At 71.0% G+C, this 15636-nt stretch carries 12 protein-coding genes and 1 riboswitch; of the genes, 1 reads left to right on the forward strand and 11 read right to left on the reverse strand.

The window, feature by feature from the left end:
* Nucleotides 1–87: 87 nt before the first annotated feature.
* Nucleotides 88–2256: a DUF4012 domain-containing protein gene (locus tag I6A60_RS38045; RefSeq protein WP_203025013.1), complete on the reverse strand. Its 2169-nt coding sequence runs from the start codon at nt 2254–2256 to the stop codon at nt 88–90.
* 439 nt (nt 2257–2695) lie between these two features.
* Here I6A60_RS38045 and rfbA point away from each other — a divergent pair, with 439 nt between their 5' ends.
* Complete coding sequence (gene rfbA / locus I6A60_RS38050; protein WP_203025014.1) at nt 2696–3565, forward strand: glucose-1-phosphate thymidylyltransferase RfbA; 870 nt, start codon at nt 2696–2698, stop codon at nt 3563–3565.
* 174 nt (nt 3566–3739) lie between these two features.
* On the opposite strand, the gene I6A60_RS38055 is transcribed toward rfbA, so the two are convergent.
* The 10 genes from I6A60_RS38055 to I6A60_RS38100 all read right to left on the reverse strand — a co-directional run bounded on the left by I6A60_RS38055 (nt 3740) and on the right by I6A60_RS38100 (nt 15176).
* Nucleotides 3740–4570: a WecB/TagA/CpsF family glycosyltransferase gene (locus I6A60_RS38055; RefSeq protein WP_203025015.1), complete on the reverse strand. Its 831-nt coding sequence runs from the start codon at nt 4568–4570 to the stop codon at nt 3740–3742.
* A 381-nt stretch (nt 4571–4951) separates the two neighbouring features.
* A complete protein-coding gene (gene gmd, locus I6A60_RS38060; protein WP_203025027.1) occupies nt 4952–5965 on the reverse strand; it encodes a GDP-mannose 4,6-dehydratase in 1014 nt (337 codons plus the stop codon).
* A 263-nt stretch (nt 5966–6228) separates the two neighbouring features.
* Nucleotides 6229–7194, reverse strand: coding sequence for a GDP-L-fucose synthase (locus tag I6A60_RS38065; RefSeq protein ID WP_203025017.1), 966 nt, complete (start codon nt 7192–7194; stop codon nt 6229–6231).
* 559 nt (nt 7195–7753) lie between these two features.
* Nucleotides 7754–9061, reverse strand: coding sequence for an adenylosuccinate lyase (purB, locus tag I6A60_RS38070; protein ID WP_203025019.1), 1308 nt, complete (start codon nt 9059–9061; stop codon nt 7754–7756).
* On the reverse strand, nt 9058–9570 hold the full coding sequence (gene purE, locus I6A60_RS38075; protein ID WP_013421408.1) for a 5-(carboxyamino)imidazole ribonucleotide mutase: 513 nt from the start codon (nt 9568–9570) through the stop codon (nt 9058–9060). Before purE ends, purB begins: the two co-directional genes overlap by 4 nt.
* A 5-nt stretch (nt 9571–9575) precedes the next feature.
* A complete protein-coding gene (gene purD / locus I6A60_RS38080) occupies nt 9576–10874 on the reverse strand; it encodes a phosphoribosylamine--glycine ligase (RefSeq protein WP_203025029.1) in 1299 nt (432 codons plus the stop codon).
* A gap of 264 nt (nt 10875–11138) precedes the next feature.
* The gene (locus I6A60_RS38085; RefSeq protein WP_203025031.1) at nt 11139–12296 is read right to left on the reverse strand and encodes a hypothetical protein; all 1158 of its coding nucleotides are present in this window, start codon (nt 12294–12296) and stop codon (nt 11139–11141) included.
* A 242-nt stretch (nt 12297–12538) separates the two neighbouring features.
* Entirely contained in the window at nt 12539–13822 is a 1284-nt protein-coding gene (locus I6A60_RS38090) for an adenylosuccinate synthase (RefSeq protein ID WP_203025021.1), read from the reverse strand.
* A 140-nt stretch (nt 13823–13962) separates the two neighbouring features.
* The gene (locus tag I6A60_RS38095) at nt 13963–14394 is read right to left on the reverse strand and encodes a DUF3151 domain-containing protein (protein ID WP_203025023.1); all 432 of its coding nucleotides are present in this window, start codon (nt 14392–14394) and stop codon (nt 13963–13965) included.
* A gap of 29 nt (nt 14395–14423) precedes the next feature.
* The gene (locus I6A60_RS38100) at nt 14424–15176 is read right to left on the reverse strand and encodes a transglycosylase family protein (RefSeq protein WP_203025025.1); all 753 of its coding nucleotides are present in this window, start codon (nt 15174–15176) and stop codon (nt 14424–14426) included.
* Nucleotides 15177–15179: 3 nt separating this feature from the next.
* A riboswitch (cyclic di-AMP (ydaO/yuaA leader) is annotated at nt 15180–15351 on the reverse strand.
* Nucleotides 15352–15636: the final 285 nt, after the last annotated feature.

A 15636-nucleotide genomic window follows, 5' to 3' on the forward strand; every position in this document is an offset into this window, starting at 1 on the left:
TCCCGCCCCCCCCGCCCCCCGTGGCCGCGGGCGCCCCCCCCCCACGCCGGTTCCCCCCCCGGCGGGCGCTAAGCGCCCGCCGGGTGCTCAACCACAGGCCGCGGCCTTGATCTCGGTCTGCTGGGGGCGGGCCATCGGCTGCGCCGGGACGATCGGCTTCGCCGAGGTGGCTGGCTCGTCGGTGTTGACGGTGACGGTCAACGGCTGGCCTGGGGTCGGGAAGACCCACATCATGATCCGCGGGTGGCCGAGCTCGGTGCCGCGGGTGAAGTCGACGGCCTTGCCGTTGACCATGACGTTTACCAGCTTCGCGCCGTTGGTCAGGTAGACCGACAGCTGCAGCACGTCCTGGCCCTGCGGATAACTGCCGGGCGGAGCGTCGATCCGCTGCCAGACGAACCGGGGCAGGCCAGGCGGGGCCAGGTTCGTCAGCCCGATCTGGATCTGCCCGGGCCGCCGGCCGGCGGAGCAGGGCCCGAGGGTGTAGCTGACGTTGCGCTGCAGGTAGTACTCGAGCTTCGCGCCGGAGACGTTGTTGAGGACGACGCTGGCGTACGGCGCTGTTCCCTGGTACATCTCGCCGGTCAGCCCGCCCTTGCGCAGGATGGTCATCTCGGACGCGATCGGCGTCCAGATCTGCAGGTGACCGCCCTTGGCTGCCGTGTTCAGCTCGGTGACCAGCGGCTTCGGCTTGACGTCGCTGCTCAGCGCCGTGTGGAACGCGGTGTCCGCGACCTCCTTCAGGAAGTCCTTCCGTGCGGTCCGCTCGTCGGAGTTGGTCGTGCTGTCGTGGAAGTCGGCGTAGGCGTCCACCTCGACTAGCTTGGCGACCGAGTCGCCGTCGACCTTCGTCCCGTCGGAGAGCGTGATCGGCCCGGTCGCCCGGACCAGGTCGGCGAGCATCTCCGGGTCGACGCCGATGACGCCGTCGATGTGCGTGCCGGTCTGGCGCTCGTACATCGTCGCCCAGGTCTGACCGGCATACGGGAAGTTCGGGCTGGAGTTGCCGTTCGACCACAGCGAGCCCGGGAAGAGGGAGCCGTAGTTCGCGTTGTACTCGGGCCCGAAGTCGACGACGGGCTTCTTGAAGTTCTTCAGCTCGTCGTTCGAGCCGGTGTGCACCAGGGTGATCTTGCCGTGGTCGGCGGTCAGGATGCCGTAGACGCCGATCAGGCCGCCGGTGGACTTGATCTCCGCATTGTTCTGGAACGCCAGGAAGTAGGTGCGCGTCCCGTTGGCGCCGAGCATCTCCGGGCCGACGGTGAGCGCGTCGGCCATGCCGGAGAGCAGCTTGTCCAGCTTGGCAATCTTGGTGACGGCCTGGGTGCGGGCGGTCGCGACCGGGCCGACGAGGTGGGCCGACGGCAGGCTCTGCATCCGCTTGTCGACGGTGGCGACGCCCGCGGCGGCGCGCAACAGCGTCGGGCGGTCCTTAACCAGGGTCGGCACGTCGATCGTGCTGTCCTTGATCAGGCTGTCCGGGCTGATCGTGTCCGAGACCGAGACCATGTCGGTCAGCGGGCCGTCCGCGAGGTCGGCGAGCGATAACACCAGCTGGCGGGAGGTCCTGAGGTTCGGCCCGGCGAACGGGATGTAGGACGCCGCCCACCAGACCGGCCCGGCGGAGTGCGAGCGGGCGGCGTGGGCGGAGTCGATGACGCGCGAGAGCCGGGCCTTGGCCGTCGGGATGTCGCCGGACGTCGCGGCGTCCTGCACGGCGGTGAGGTCGTTGGACGTGCTGGCCAGGTCGGACTTCACCTTCATCACCTGGTAGGCCAGCACGGCCCCGCACGCGATCAGCAGCACGGCGACGCCGCCGACCACCAGCGGCCAGCGCCGGCGGGACCCCGGCCTGCGGCGCCGGGCGCCGCCGATCCGACGGCCCCCCAGTCCATCCGGGCCGTCCGGGCCCTCCGGACCGTCTGGCCCTCCCGGGGCCGTGGCGCCATCAGCGGCCGCCGCGGCGCGCCTGGAGCCGGACGGCTTCCAGCCGCCGTCCGATTCCCCGAACGGCGAATCAGGGCCGTCCGCGCCCGCGTCCGGCGCGGTCGCGCCCGCCGCCCCGAAACCTGCGGCGGTGGCCTCCTGGCCCGTGACGGCACGGCCGCGAACAGTGTGCCGGCGACTACTGGGGCGCCGGATCACCGTCGTGGTCGACGGGTCCGCCGCGCCGGCCAGGCTGACCTGCGGCTTCACCCACCGCCGCGGCCCATTCGGGTCCTCGGTTGGTGGGTCGGGGAACTCTCTGGCGTCCATACGAGACCTCGGGGCTAGCCGTGCGCGGCGCTGGCCGGGGATACGACCCGCGCTGGCCTGCCCGCTCCAGACACGATCATTTCTCCCCGATCTTCCCGAAGCCGGCAGGTGCACCCATGTTGGCACATGTAGGCAGGTGGTAAGCCCGCGGCGGACCCCTGCCAGCACCGCCGGTGCCCGCGACATGACGGGATGGCCGGACCACCTGCGCATCTACGGCCGTTGATTCACCTGGGGGTGATCGGAGCTGACAAGGAGTGTCAGGTTGGGCTTTTGAAACGGCTCGTGGGCGACGGTCGGTGTCTACGGCCGCGCCGGGCGTCCGTCAGAGCTACGTGAGCGTCGCGAGGCCGCCCAGAGCCGCGCCCGCGGCAGGTCGGGGCGAAGGCTGACGAAAGCGATCCAACGGCAGCGGAGTGGACACGGCTAGGCTGGGCCCGTGAAGGGCATCATTCTTGCCGGCGGAACGGGTTCGCGGCTGTATCCGATCACCCGGGCGGTGTCGAAACAGCTGATGCCGGTCTACGACAAGCCGATGATCTACTACCCACTTTCCACCCTGATGGCCGCCGGTATCCGGGAAATTCTGGTCATCACGACGCCAGCCGACCAGGAGCAGTTCCAACGCCTGCTGGGGGACGGCAGCTGGCTGGGCTGCCGCTTCGAGTACGCGGTGCAGGCCGAGCCGCGAGGGCTCGCCGAGGCCTTCATCGTCGGCGCGGACTTCGTCGGCACCGACAAGGTCTGCCTCATCCTCGGTGACAACATCTTCTACGGGGTCGGGCTGGGCGAGCAGCTCAAGGGCTACACCGACCCGGTGGGCGGCATCGTCTTCGCGTACCACGTCTCGGATCCGGAGCGGTACGGCGTCGTCGAGTTCGACGTCGACCGGCGCGCGGTCTCGATCGAGGAGAAGCCGGCGAAGCCGAAGTCGAGCTTCGCCGTGACCGGGCTGTACTTCTACGACAACGACGTGCTGGAGATCGCGGCCCAGACGCAGCCGAGCGCCCGAGGCGAGCTGGAGATCACCGCCGTCAACCAGGCGTATCTCGACCGCGGCCGGCTGGGCGTGCACCTGCTGGACCGCGGAACGGCCTGGCTGGACACCGGGACGTTCAACTCGCTGATGCAGGCGGCCCAGTTCGTCCAGGTGATCGAGGAACGCCAAGGCCTGAAGATCGGCTGTGTCGAGGAGGTCGCCTGGCGGGAGGGCTTCATCACCGACGCCCAACTCGCCGAGCTGCTGCGACCGCTCTCCAAGAGCGGCTACGGCACCTACCTCGAAGGCCTCCTCAACGACGACGCGTAGCCCGGAACGGCCCGCACTTCGCGCGGTCGCACCTTGATCGTCGTTTTGGCCCGCTGGCGGTTGTGATCTGACGTCGATCGCGACCATGGGCGGACCAAAACGACGATCATCGTCTTTCTGACCAGCCGGAACGGCCGGTCGGCACCGCGCGGGCCCGTTCCGGCCGGCCCGCGGTCAGTGGCCGCGGTTGCGGAGGACCGAGAGGATGAACTGCGGGTTGCCGACGAGGTAGCGCTTCCAGAGCCGCTTGGGCTCGCTCACCAGCCGGAAGATCCACTCGACGCCGTAGTCGCCCATCCAGCGTGGGGCGCGCGGCTTCAGGCCGGCCAGGAAGTCGAAGGCCGCGCCGACCGCGAGGAACACCGCGGGAATCTCGGCGGCGAGCCGCTCGACCTCCCAGTCCTGCTTGGGCGTACCGAGCCCGACCCAGACCAGGTCCGCGCCGGACGCGATGATCCGCAGCCGCTGCTCGGCTCGCTCCTCGGGGGTCAGCTCCCGGAACGGGGGGCTTTCCACTCCGGCGATCTGGACGCCAGGGTAGGCCTTGCGCACCGACCGCTCGAGGGCCTCGAGGACCTCCGGCGTGGAGCCCAGAAAATAGTGCTTCACGTCATGATCACGGCCGGCGGACAGCACCGCCTGGAAGAGGTCCGGGCCGCTGATCTTCTGGCTGTTCGCCCCGGACAGCCGGGTCCGCTGGCGGGTCAGCCGGGCGACCGGCCAACCGTCCGGGAAGTTGAACCGGGCCGTGTTGAGCGTGCTCTTCAGCCTGGCGTCGCGGTCTGCCAGCGCGAGGGTGTACGCGTTGCAGAGGTGGATCGCCGCGCCGGTGCCGGTACCGAGCACCTCGTCGTCGCCCTTGCCTGGAATACCGATGACCGCAGCGACGGCGTCCTCAAACGAGCAGGCCGTGATACGTACGCCGCAGCAACTGGCTTCCCGGATCACGGGGGCGGAGCGACGCGTGCCGGTCGCCGTCCTCGGCTCGGTGCCCCCTTCCAGCACAGCGACACTCCTTACTCGTTGCCCCCGCGACATGGCACCCGTCATAAATATCAGGCGGCGCGGCTCACACACACCGACACCAACAAAGGACCAGTGACCTCACAGGAAACACATAGCCCAAAAGGATCGTGTCGGATGCGGCACTTGTCGCCTAGTCCGACGTCGGTTTGGGCCGATTCCCGCTCAGTCGCGCACTTCGTACCAGGATAACAGTGTGGTCGCGGGGCACCAACACCTGCGGACCGGCCCGACGGACTGGCCGAAGGTGCTCTTCGGTTGGCGACTCGGAGGGTGCCCAAGGTGAGTTCGTTGGCCGCCAGTGGGACGTCAAGGGGACGCCACGTGACGGCCGACTTACCCAATAACAATTGGTCCGCAGACCTACCGGTCGACGCGCACGAGGCGACCGGACCGCTCGTCCTCGAGCAGCTGGATGTCTCCGTCAACCATGATCTGAACCAGTTCTTCGAAGTTCACCTCGGGCTTCCACCCCAGGTTGGTCCTGATCTTGCTGGCGTCGCCCATCAGCGCGTCGACCTCGGCCGGGCGGGTGTACTTCGGATCAAACCGAACGTAGTCCTCCCAGTTCAGCCCGACATGGCCGAACGCAACCTGGCAGAACTCCCTGACCGAATACGTGGTGCCGGTCGCGACCACGTAGTCGTCCGGGTCCGGCGCCTGCAGCATCATCCACATCGCATTGACGTACTCGGGCGCGTACCCCCAGTCGCGGGTCGCGTCGAGATTGCCGAGATACAGCTCCTTCTGGAGCCCGGCCTGAATGCGCGCAACCGCACGAGTGATCTTCCGCGTGACGAACGTCTCGCCGCGGCGGGGGCTCTCGTGGTTGAACAGGATTCCGTTCGAGACGTACATCCCGTACGACTCGCGGTGGTTGACCGCCGACCAGTACGCGTAGACCTTCGCGCAGGCATACGGGCTACGCGGGTGGAACGGCGTCTCCTCGTTCTGGGGCGGCGGCGTCGAGCCGAACATCTCCGACGAGGACGCCTGGTACACGCGGATGTCCAGGTTGCTCGCGCGCACCGCCTCCAGGACGCGCAGCGCGCCCACACCGGTCACGTTCGCCGTGTAGAGCGGGGTGTCATAGGAGACCCGCACGTGACTCTGCGCGCCGAGGTTGTACACCTCGCTCGGCCCGGTCTCCCGGAGAATGTTCACCAGGCTCAGGCCGTCGTCCAGGTCCGCGTGGTGCAGCACCAGCTTGCGCCCGTCTTCGTGCGGGTCCTGGTACAGGTGATCGATACGCGCGGTGTTGAAGCTGGACGAGCGACGAACGAGGCCGTGGACCTCGTAACCCTTCTGCAACAAAAGCTCGCAGAGGTAGGAGCCATCCTGCCCCGTGACGCCCGTAACAAGCGCGACTTTAGTCATGTCGTCCCCGATCAAACGGCTTCTGAAAACAATAGCACCGGTGTCGCCGCTGACCTCGGGCTGGCGGGCGGGATGGTCATGCTCGCCCAATGAAGGGTCCCGGCCCGCCCATAATCAACACCGCACGCGTGATAGCCCCGACAGTGGCTGCGCCCACAGAGGTCCCGCCTCGCGCCCCGGGAGCCGGCGACCGGCCCCTCGTGGGCCGCCGCCGGCACGGACAGTGGCTGGACGCCCGCCATGTGACGTGGTTCTCGCCCCGGCTACGCGTCCACGGTCACGCGACCGCGGGCGACCTGCCCGGAGCTCTTCCACCACGCGAACGTCGACTCGATTCCATCACGCAGCGAGATGCTCGGCTTCCAGCCCAGCCCCTCCAGCTTGCTGACGTCCAGCAGCTTGCGCGGGGTGCCGTCCGGCTTCGCCGGGTCGAAATTGATCGTGCCGGTGAAACCGACGACGTCGGCGACCAGCTCAGCCAGTTCCCGAATCGTTACGTCCGTGCCCGTCCCAACATTGATCGGAGCCGGGTCGTCGTACTTTTCGAGAATCGTGGCGCAGGCGTCGGCGAGATCGTCGACGTGGATGAACTCCCGGCGCGGAGTACCCGAACCCCACAGGGTCACCTCGCTGTCTCCCCGTTCGGTCGCGAGATGGAAACGGTGGATGAGCGCAGGCAGCACGTGGGAAGTTTCAAGGTCGAAGTTGTCGCCCGGCCCATAGACGTTCGTCGGCATGGCGGACACGTAATGCGCGCCATATTCCCGACGGTAGGACTGGATCTGCGTGATCCCGGCGATCTTCGCGATCGCGTAGGCCTCGTTGGTCGGCTCGAGCGGGCCGGTCAGCAGCGCGTCCTCGGTGATCGGCTGAGCCGCGAACTTCGGGTAGATGCAGCTGGAGCCGAGGAAGAGCAGCTTCTCGGTGCCCGCGCGCCAGGCCGACGAGATGACATTCAGCTGGATGTGCAGGTTGTTCTCGAGGAACTCGACCGGCTGGGTCGCGTTGGCCATGATTCCGCCGACCTTGGCGGCCGCCAGAACAACCGCCCCGGGGCGCACCTCGTCGAAGAACCGGGAGACCGCGACGGTGTCGGTCAGGTCAAGCTCTTCCCGGCCGCGGGTGATCACGTCGACCCCGGCGCCGCGCAGCCGCCGGGTGATCGCGCTCCCGACCAGTCCCCGGTGCCCCGCGACGAAGACCGATCCATGGTCAAGTAGTCCCGACAAGATGATGTCTCCCCCACTGGACGCGGCGGCCGAGGTGGCAATAGATCCGGCTGTGCAATCGGGCCAAGTGCGGAACCCGTGGATGCAGGCCAGGTACGGGCCTCATGGTCGCACACGGGTGCGAGTGCGAACGAGGGGGGATCGTACAGGACTAACGGTCACTCCTCGTGCGCGTTGCGCGTCCGCAAGCGGGGAGATTTGGCTCGGCTTCTACTGCGTTGTCGAACTGGACACAGGCCATTGTCGATTGATGGATGGTCTTCGACTCATAACGCGACGCGTCGTGACAACGCGAGCGCTCTCCGGCGTTTTTCGGAGCGGGCAGCCGAGAGCCACCCGTCGGCCGCGCGAAGCCGACGGGCCAGCCGCGTTTCCGGGATCTGACCGGGACCTGGCGCCGGGCACGCCTGTCGAGGACGGCGCCAAAGTGCCCCGAGTTTGGCTCGGATTTCCGGGAGACGCTGTCGTCATCCCGACAACGCGCGGTCCGGGACACCCACGGCCCTCGCGACGGCGGCATCGCCATCGGCGTCACGAGGGCCGGCGCGGGGCGAGCGACTCAGACGAGGGCGGCCAGCCGGTCGAAGACCGGAATGAGTCGTTCGACATAGCGCTCCGGTCGGCTCACCTCGTCCAGCCGAGTCTCGTCCAGCGGAAGACCGCGGTCGGCGGCGTGCTTGCGCAACGTCTCCCGGAACGGCACGCCGGTCTGCCAGGTCTCCATCGCGGCTGCCTGGGTGATGGCGTAGGCGTCCTCGCGGGAAAGCCCGGTCTCGACCAACTCCAGCAGCACGGCAGACGTGTAGACCAGCCCACCGGTGGCGTCCAGGTTCGCCCGCATCCGGTCGGCGTCGACGACCAGGCCGGTCACCAGGCGGGTCGTCAGGTTCAGCAGGTAGTCGACCCCGATCGAGGCGTCGGGCAGCGCGATCCGCTCGGTCGAGGAATGTGAGATGTCGCGCTCGTGCCAGAGCGGCACTCCCTCGAGGATCGGCACGTACTGCGCCCGGACGATCCTGGCGAGGCCCGCGATCCGCTCCGACATGATCGGGTTCTTCTTGTGGGGCATCGCGGACGAGCCCTTCTGGCCCTTCCCGAACGGCTCGGACAGCTCGCGCACCTCCGTGCGCTGGCCGTGCCGCACCTCCAGCGCCACCGTCTCGCACAGCGTCGCGAGCCCCGCGAGCGCCGCGACCCAGCTGGCGACCCCGTCGCGCAGCACGACCTGGGTGGCGACCGGGGCCGCCGTCAGGCCGAGCTTCTCGGCGACGTACTGCTCGACGTCCGGCTCGATGTTCGAGTAAGTGCCGACCGCGCCGGAGATCTTGGCGACGGCGATGTCGGCGCGCGCGGCCCGCAGCCGGTCCCGGCACCGGGCCATGCCGAACGCGAGGTCCGCGACCCGGTGGCCGAACACGGTCGGCTCGCCGTGGATGCCGTGCGTGCGCCCGACCCGCAGCGTCGTCCGGTGGGCCAGGCCCAGGTCGCGCAGCGCCGCGACGAGCCGGTCCGCCTTGGCCAGCACGATGTCGGTCGCCTCGACGAGCTGGCAGGCGAGCGCGGTGTCGAGCAGGTCCGAGGACGTCATGCCGAAGTGCACGTAGGCGGCGGCGGAACGCGGCTCGGTCTGGTCGGCCCAGGCGGTCAGGAACGCGATCACGTCGTGCTGGGTGACGGCCTCGATCTCGGCGACGGCGGCCGGCGTCGGCGCGGGCGCCCGGCGGACCGGCTCCACCGACTCCGCCGGAACCCGCCCGGCGGCGGCATGCGCCTCCAGGACCAGGACCTCGACCTCGCACCACAGCTCGTACTTGCGGGCCTCCGACCAGACCCGGCCTATCTCCGGGAGGGTGTACCTCTCGATCACGCGGAGGCCCCGGCGCGGGCGAGACCGTCGGCCGCGGCCTTCTCGAAGTCGTCCTTGTAGGTCGCGAGCTTCGCGGCCAGGTCAGGGTCGGAGACGGCCAGGATCTGGACGGCGAGCACCGCCGCGTTGGTCGCGTTGTTCAGCCCGACGGTGGCCACGGCGACGCCCGGCGGCATCTGCGCGATGGCGAGCAGCGAGTCCATCCCGTCGAGGGCGCCGCCGGAGATCGGGACGCCGATGACCGGCAGCGTGGTGAGCGCGGCGACGGTACCCGGCAGGGCCGCGGCGAGCCCCGCGCCGGCGATGACCACGGCGACGCCCCGGTCGCGCAGCCCATCCACCCAGTCGGCCAGAGTGCGCGGCGCGCGGTGCGCGGAGAGAACCGCCTCCTCGAACTCGACGCCGAACCGGCCGAGGGTCGCGCCGGCCTTGCTCATGGTCGCCGCGTCGGACGCGGAGCCGTAGACGACCGCGACCTTGGGCCGGCTGGGGGTGCTGGTGGGGGACATGCTGTTCACTTCTCCTCGTCGTCGGGGAGCTGGGTCGGACCGGCCCGGCGGACGTCCGCCGCGTGCCGCAGCCTGGCTGGGTCGCCGATGTCGGTCCGGTACTGGGCACCGGGCAGCGAGATCCGACTGATGGCCTCGTAGGCCGATCCTCGCGCGGACTCCAGGTTGGAACCGATCGCCGTGACGGACAACACCCGGCCGCCCGCGGAGACGACGGTTCCCTCGTCGTCGCGCCTGGTGCCGGCGTGCAGGACGTCGACGCCCGCCAGCTTCCCCGCGGCGGCCAGCCCGCGGATCGGGTCGCCGAGCCGGGGCGTGCCCGGGTAGCCGGCGGCGGCCATCACGACGGTGATCGCTGCTCCGGAGCGCCACACCGGCGCGCGCCGGCCGGTCAGCACGTCGGTCAGCGGGGTGGTCAGCAGCGCGAGGATCGCCTGGGTCTCGGGGTCGCCGAACCGGACGTTGAACTCCACCACCCGGGGCCCGTGCGCCGTCAGCGCGAGACCCGCGTACAGCAGGCCGGTGAACGGGGTGCCCCGCCGGGCCAGCTCGGCGACCGTGGGGCGGATCACCGTCGCGACGATGTCCGCGGACAGGCCGCGCGACGCCCAGGGCAGCGGGGTGTAGGCGCCCATCCCGCCGGTGTTCGGCCCGGTGTCGCCGTCGCCGATCCGCTTGTGGTCCTGCGCCGGCAGCAGCGGGAGCACCGTGCCGTCCTCGGCGACCACCGCGAACAGGGAGACCTCCGGGCCGTCGAGGTACTCCTCGAGCACCACCCGGTCGTCCGGCCCGCGCAGGCAGTGGCGGACGGCGGCGACCGCGGCGTCCCGGTCGTCGGTGACCGTCACGCCCTTGCCCGCGGCGAGACCGTCGTACTTGACGACGTAGGGCGGGCCGAAGGCGTCCAGGTCGGCGAGTGCCGGCTCCACCTCGTCGTGGTCGCGGGACGCGGCCGTCGGGACGCCGGCCGCGCGCATCACGTCCTTGGCGAAGGCCTTGCTGCCCTCCAGCCTCGCCGCGGCGCCTGACGGCCCGAAGACCGGCAGCCCGCGGGCACGCAGCTCGTCGGCGACGCCGGCGACCAGTGGGACCTCGGGCCCGACGATGGTCAGCTCGGCGCGCACCTCCTCGGCGAGCGCGGCGACGGCGTCCGGGTCGGCGACGTCCAGCGGCCGGGGCTCGGCGATGTCCGCGGTGCCCGCGTTGCCGGGGGCGCAGACGATCGAGCCGACCCGCGGGTCGCGGGTCAGCGCCCGGCACAGCGCGTGCTCCCGCCCGCCCGAGCCGACGACGAGAACCTTCATGCCCACGACGTCACCCCGTCACGGCCGGACCCCGGCTGGCATCCGGGAGGTCGCGGGCTGCCCTGGCCGTCGTGGCGCGTCATCGGTCCGTCGGTCCTTTGCCTGTCGCGGTGTCCCGGGGGATGGGTTGGCCCGGGTTCCGTCGACGAGCGAGGCCCGGCCCGGCCGCACCTTACCCGCCCGGGCCACCAGCCATGCGGCAAAGACCAGCCATGCCGCAAAGACCAGCCATGCCGCAAAGGCGGTCGCTCTCGACGTACCGCGTCAGAGTCCCACGCCCGCCCGCCACAGCAGGCTGGCCATGCCGTCCACGAGATGCAGGGCGCACCGGCGGGCGTCGACCTCCGCCATGCCCTCGACGATCGACGGGGCGTCCACCGGCCAGACCCGGACCTGCCGGCCGAGCCCGTCCAGCGGGGACGGGTCCTCCCGCCCCTCGAAGGTCCGTCCGCTGGGCTCGACGAACAGGTGCAGCGACCGCCCGGCCGACGGGAAGCTCTCGCACCGCCAGTACAGCAGCGGCCAGGCCGTGAGCTGGTTGCGGCCGTGCCAGCGGGTGGGGGCCGGGTCGCCGCCGGCGGAGTCCCGGCCGCGGCGGCGGGTCCGGCTCGGCGAGTCACCGTCGGCGCGCCCCCGGCGGCCGGCCCGGTCGGGGCCGGTCCGGTGGGCCTGGTCGCCTTCGGCGCCTCGCCGGCCGAGGGGACGGGTCGTCGGTCCCTCGGCCAGGTCCGGCAGGCCGATCCGGGTGGCTCGGACCACGCTGGGCCGGCCGCGGCGCGGCGCGGCGGTCAGCGACGGATCGCCGGGGGGATCCGTCGGCAGCGCCGCGCGAGGCCGCCCCTCGCCGCGGTGGCGGGCCAGCCGTGGCACGTCGCGCACCACCCGCAACGTCACCGGCGGGACCAGCTCGGCCTCGGCGCACAGCTCGAGGAACGCGGCCAGCTGCGCCTCGACGTGCGCGGCGATCGCCGCCGAACGCTCCCGGCGCAGTGTCTCCACCCGCTGCGCGCTGCGCACCCAGTGGCTGCCGCGCAGCAGGACGTCGGTGAGCGCGTCGGGCAGCGCCTCGCCGCTCGGCGAGAAGCCCACCTTCCAGGCGTCGGCGTCCCGAGCCGGATCGACGCCCCCAAGCCGGTGCGAGCCCCGGGTGGCCCGGTAGTCCCCCGCCGCGGAGCGCCGCCACGGCCGGTCGTCGGCCGCGGCGAGCTCGCCAAGTTGGGCCGGGCCTCGACGGACCACGACCGCGCCCGTGACGGTGTCGCCAGACGCCGGCGGGGGCTCGGCGGCCGGGCCGAACCCGGCGTTGGACGGCGGCCCCGGCTGATCGGGTGCCGGCGCGAAGCTGTCCTCCCTGCGAGCCTCCGGTGGCCCCGGTGGCTCGGCCCGGGGTGCGGACGACTCCTCAAACGGGCGGGCGACCAACCGATCCACCTCCCGGCAACTACTCAACGTGACCAATGAAGCGTCACGCGTCGCGGCCAAGTACGCAAGGCGGTCGGCCGGAACCGGCGCTTGCGCGCCTGCGGCCGCTCCGCCGCTTCGGGCGCATAGCGCCCTCGCCAACGTGGATCGAGGTGGGCGGAAGAGTTACGGGCGTGGGCTGATCCAGGGTCTGGAGCTGGGTCGCCTTACGTCGTCCCGTCGCCGGTCTCGCGCAGGTGGCCCTAGAGGAGGTCGCGTAGGACCAGGGTCTGGTCTCGGCCGGGGCCTACGCCGATGGCCGAGATCGGGGCGCCGGACATCTCCTCGAGGGCTCGCACGTAGGCGCGGGCCTCCGGTGGGAGCTGATCGAACGACGTCGCCTCGGAGATGTCCTCGTGCCAGCCGGGGAACTCCTCGTAGATCGGCTTGGCGTGGTGGAACTCGGTCTGGGTCATCGGCATCTCGGACATCCGGGTGCCACCGACGTCATAGGCCACGCACACCGGAACCGTGTCGAAGCCGGACAGCACGTCCAGCTTCGTCAGGAACAGGTCGGTCAGGCCGTTGACCCGCACGGCGTACCGGGCGATCACCGCGTCGTACCAGCCGGTGCGCCGGGCGCGGCCGGTGGTGACGCCGAACTCGCCGCCGATTCGGCGCAGCTCGTCGCCGACCTTGTCGTCCAGCTCGGTCGGGAACGGGCCGGAGCCCACCCGGGTCGTGTACGCCTTGATGATCCCGATGACCCGGCTGATCCTCGTCGGCCCGATGCCCGAGCCGGTGGCCGCGCCGCCGGCGGTCGGGTTCGACGAGGTGACGAACGGGTACGTGCCGTGGTCGACGTCCAGCAGGGTGCCCTGTGAGCCCTCCAGCAGGACCACCTTGCCCGCCTGCAGCGCGGTGTCGAGGACCAGGCCGGTGTCGGCGATGTGCGGCCCGAGCTGGCTCGCGTACTCCAGGTACTCGGCGACGACGGCGTCGACCTCGATCTTGCGGCGGTTGTAGACCTTGGCGAGCACCTGGTTCTTCTCTCGCAGCGCGAGCTCCAGCTTCTGGCGCAGGATGCCCGGGTCGAGCAGGTCCTGCACCCGGATGCCGGTACGGGCGACCTTGTCGCCGTAGGCCGGGCCGATGCCGCGGCCCGTCGTGCCGATCCGGGCCTTGCCGAGGTAACGCTCAGTGACCCGGTCGAGTGCCCGATGGTGGGGCATGATCAGGTGCGCACTGGCGCTGATCAGCAACCGGGAGGTGTCGATGCCCCGCGCGCGCAGCCCGGCCATCTCGGCCAGCAGCACGCCAGGGTCGATCACGACACCGTTCCCGATCACGGGGACGCATTCAGGGCGCAGGATTCCGCTGGGGATGAGGTGGAGGGCGTACTTCTCGGCGCCGATGACTACGGTGTGACCCGCATTGTTGCCACCCTGGTAGCGCACGACGTAGTCCACGGCGCCGCCCAGCAGGTCGGTCGCCTTTCCCTTACCCTCGTCGCCCCACTGGGCTCCGATCAGGACAAGCGCAGGCACGTGGCGAGACTCTACTAAGAATCGAGCTGGTCGAGCTCACGCTTCTGATCGCCGCGACGTGCGCCGACGCCAGGACCGCTGTCCCAGATGCACCTGGGACAGTCGAACGGGCCGCCCGAACGGGCCGCGCGAGGCCGGCGTCAGGGCGCGAGCGGGCCGAGCTGGCCCGGTGCGGTCGGGTCGCAGTCGACCAGGAAGGCGCGGATCCGCGTGACCTCCTCGGTCTCGCCGATCGCGTCGGCGGACCGGCCGAGCGCGGCCAGCGCGCGCAGGAAACCGCGGTTCGGCTCATGCGACCAGGGGACCGGCCCGTGCCCGCGCCAGCCGGACCGGCGCAGCACGTCCAGCCCGCGGTGGTAGCCCGTGCGTGCGTAGGCGTATGCCTCGACGGCGCGGCCGCCCTCCAGCGCGCCCTCGGCGAGGGCCGCCCAGGCGGCGCTGGACGCGGGGAACTCGGCCGCGACGTCGACGGCGGCCTTGCCGGCGGCCAGCGCGGTGGCACCGGGCTCGGTCGGCAGCAGCGTCGCCGGCGGCCCACCAAGCAGGTCCGGCCGGCTGGAGGGAGAGGTCATGGGCCAACCGTAGTGGACCCGGGGCCTGGTTAGCCCGTGACCGTCGCGTTCCAGAGGTTCTCGCCGACCACGCCAGGCTGGCCGTCGCTCACCTTGGTGAGGTACGAGTACAGCGCGGCGACGCCCTGGGACTGGGCGCCGAACTTGCCGTCGACCGCGAGGGCGAAGCCCTGGTCGTGCATCTGGTTCTGCCAGACGTAGGCGTCGGCACGGACCTTGTTCGCGTCGACCGCGGAGATCGTGCCGTGGAAGCCCGAGGACTGGACCTCCGCCTTGGCCTTGTCGAGCGTCATGGCCGGCTCAGCCGGCGCCAGCGCCTGCTGCAGTGAGTCGCCGGAGGCCGACGACGAGACCCCGATGGGCCCGTTGCTGGACAGGCCGAGCTTGCGCGAGCAGGCGGGCCACGGCGACCAGCCGCGCGAGTTGTAGAGCCGGTAGGCCGCCTCGTCCTGAACGGCGGGGGCTGCCTGGTCCGGCCGGCCCGAGTAGCCGAGGCCCTGCCAGGTCCGCACGTCGAACTGGTAAGCGCCGTAGAAGCCGTTACCGGTGTTGATCGAGTAGTTGCCGCCGGACTCGCACTGGCGCAGGCGGGCGAAGTCGTCCGGGGTCGCGGCTCCGGCGGGCATCGCGGTGACCGCGAGGCCGCTGCCGACGAGCGCGGTGACCGCGCCGGTGGTGCGCAGCACCCGAACGGTCGTGGACGGGCCCTGCTGCTGGGCGCGGTGACGGCCCCCGGTTCTGCGCTCGGCGGGCCGGAGTTGGCCCGTCTGCTCAGACGGCATGTCCGATCCTTCCCTGCGCCTACGGGGTGAGCTGTCGGGTTCGGGCTGGGAATGCCCGGCCGGCGCCCCGTGCTCTCGCGAGCCCGGTTGACCGGCTACACCCCAAGGACGCGGCTGTTGCCGGGTCCGAAAGTGGGTCCCCCGCTCCTGCCGAACGGATCAGCGCCCTTGGATCAGGGACGGTGTACATGCGGGTGGGGCAGGATTCGGCGTCCGCCCGCACGACTCGCCCAGGACAGACGAGTAGCTCCGGACTGTAGCGAGTCCGGCGTCAGGGCCGCAAACCGGGCTCCTCTTGACATCGGGGGCCGAGTCGGTCATCTGGCGCATGGGCTGGGCTGATCGGGTCGTAGGCGCTTGGGCCAGGGCCTGACTGGGCCAGGCCCTGTGACTGGGCCAGGCCCTGTGACTGGGCCAGGGTCCGGGGGCCCCGGGGCGCCCCGGGGGGGGGGGGGGCCCC

The organism is Frankia sp. AgB1.9, assembly GCF_016786355.1.
Classification (GTDB): Bacteria; Actinomycetota; Actinomycetes; order Frankiales; family Frankiaceae; genus Pseudofrankia.

Excerpts from the sequence above, each read along its gene's own strand:
- I6A60_RS38045 (WP_203025013.1), bottom strand. The coding sequence starts at position 2,256 with ATGGACGCCAGAGAGTTCCCCGACCCACCAACCGAGGACCCGAATGGG.
- purE (WP_013421408.1), bottom strand. The coding sequence starts at position 9,570 with ATGTCCCCCACCAGCACCCCCAGCCGGCCCAAGGTCGCGGTCGTCTAC.
- purD (WP_203025029.1), bottom strand. The coding sequence starts at position 10,874 with ATGAAGGTTCTCGTCGTCGGCTCGGGCGGGCGGGAGCACGCGCTGTGC.
- I6A60_RS38100 (WP_203025025.1), bottom strand. The coding sequence starts at position 15,176 with ATGCCGTCTGAGCAGACGGGCCAACTCCGGCCCGCCGAGCGCAGAACC.
- gmd (WP_203025027.1), bottom strand. The coding sequence starts at position 5,965 with ATGACTAAAGTCGCGCTTGTTACGGGCGTCACGGGGCAGGATGGCTCC.
- I6A60_RS38095 (WP_203025023.1), bottom strand. The coding sequence starts at position 14,394 with ATGACCTCTCCCTCCAGCCGGCCGGACCTGCTTGGTGGGCCGCCGGCG.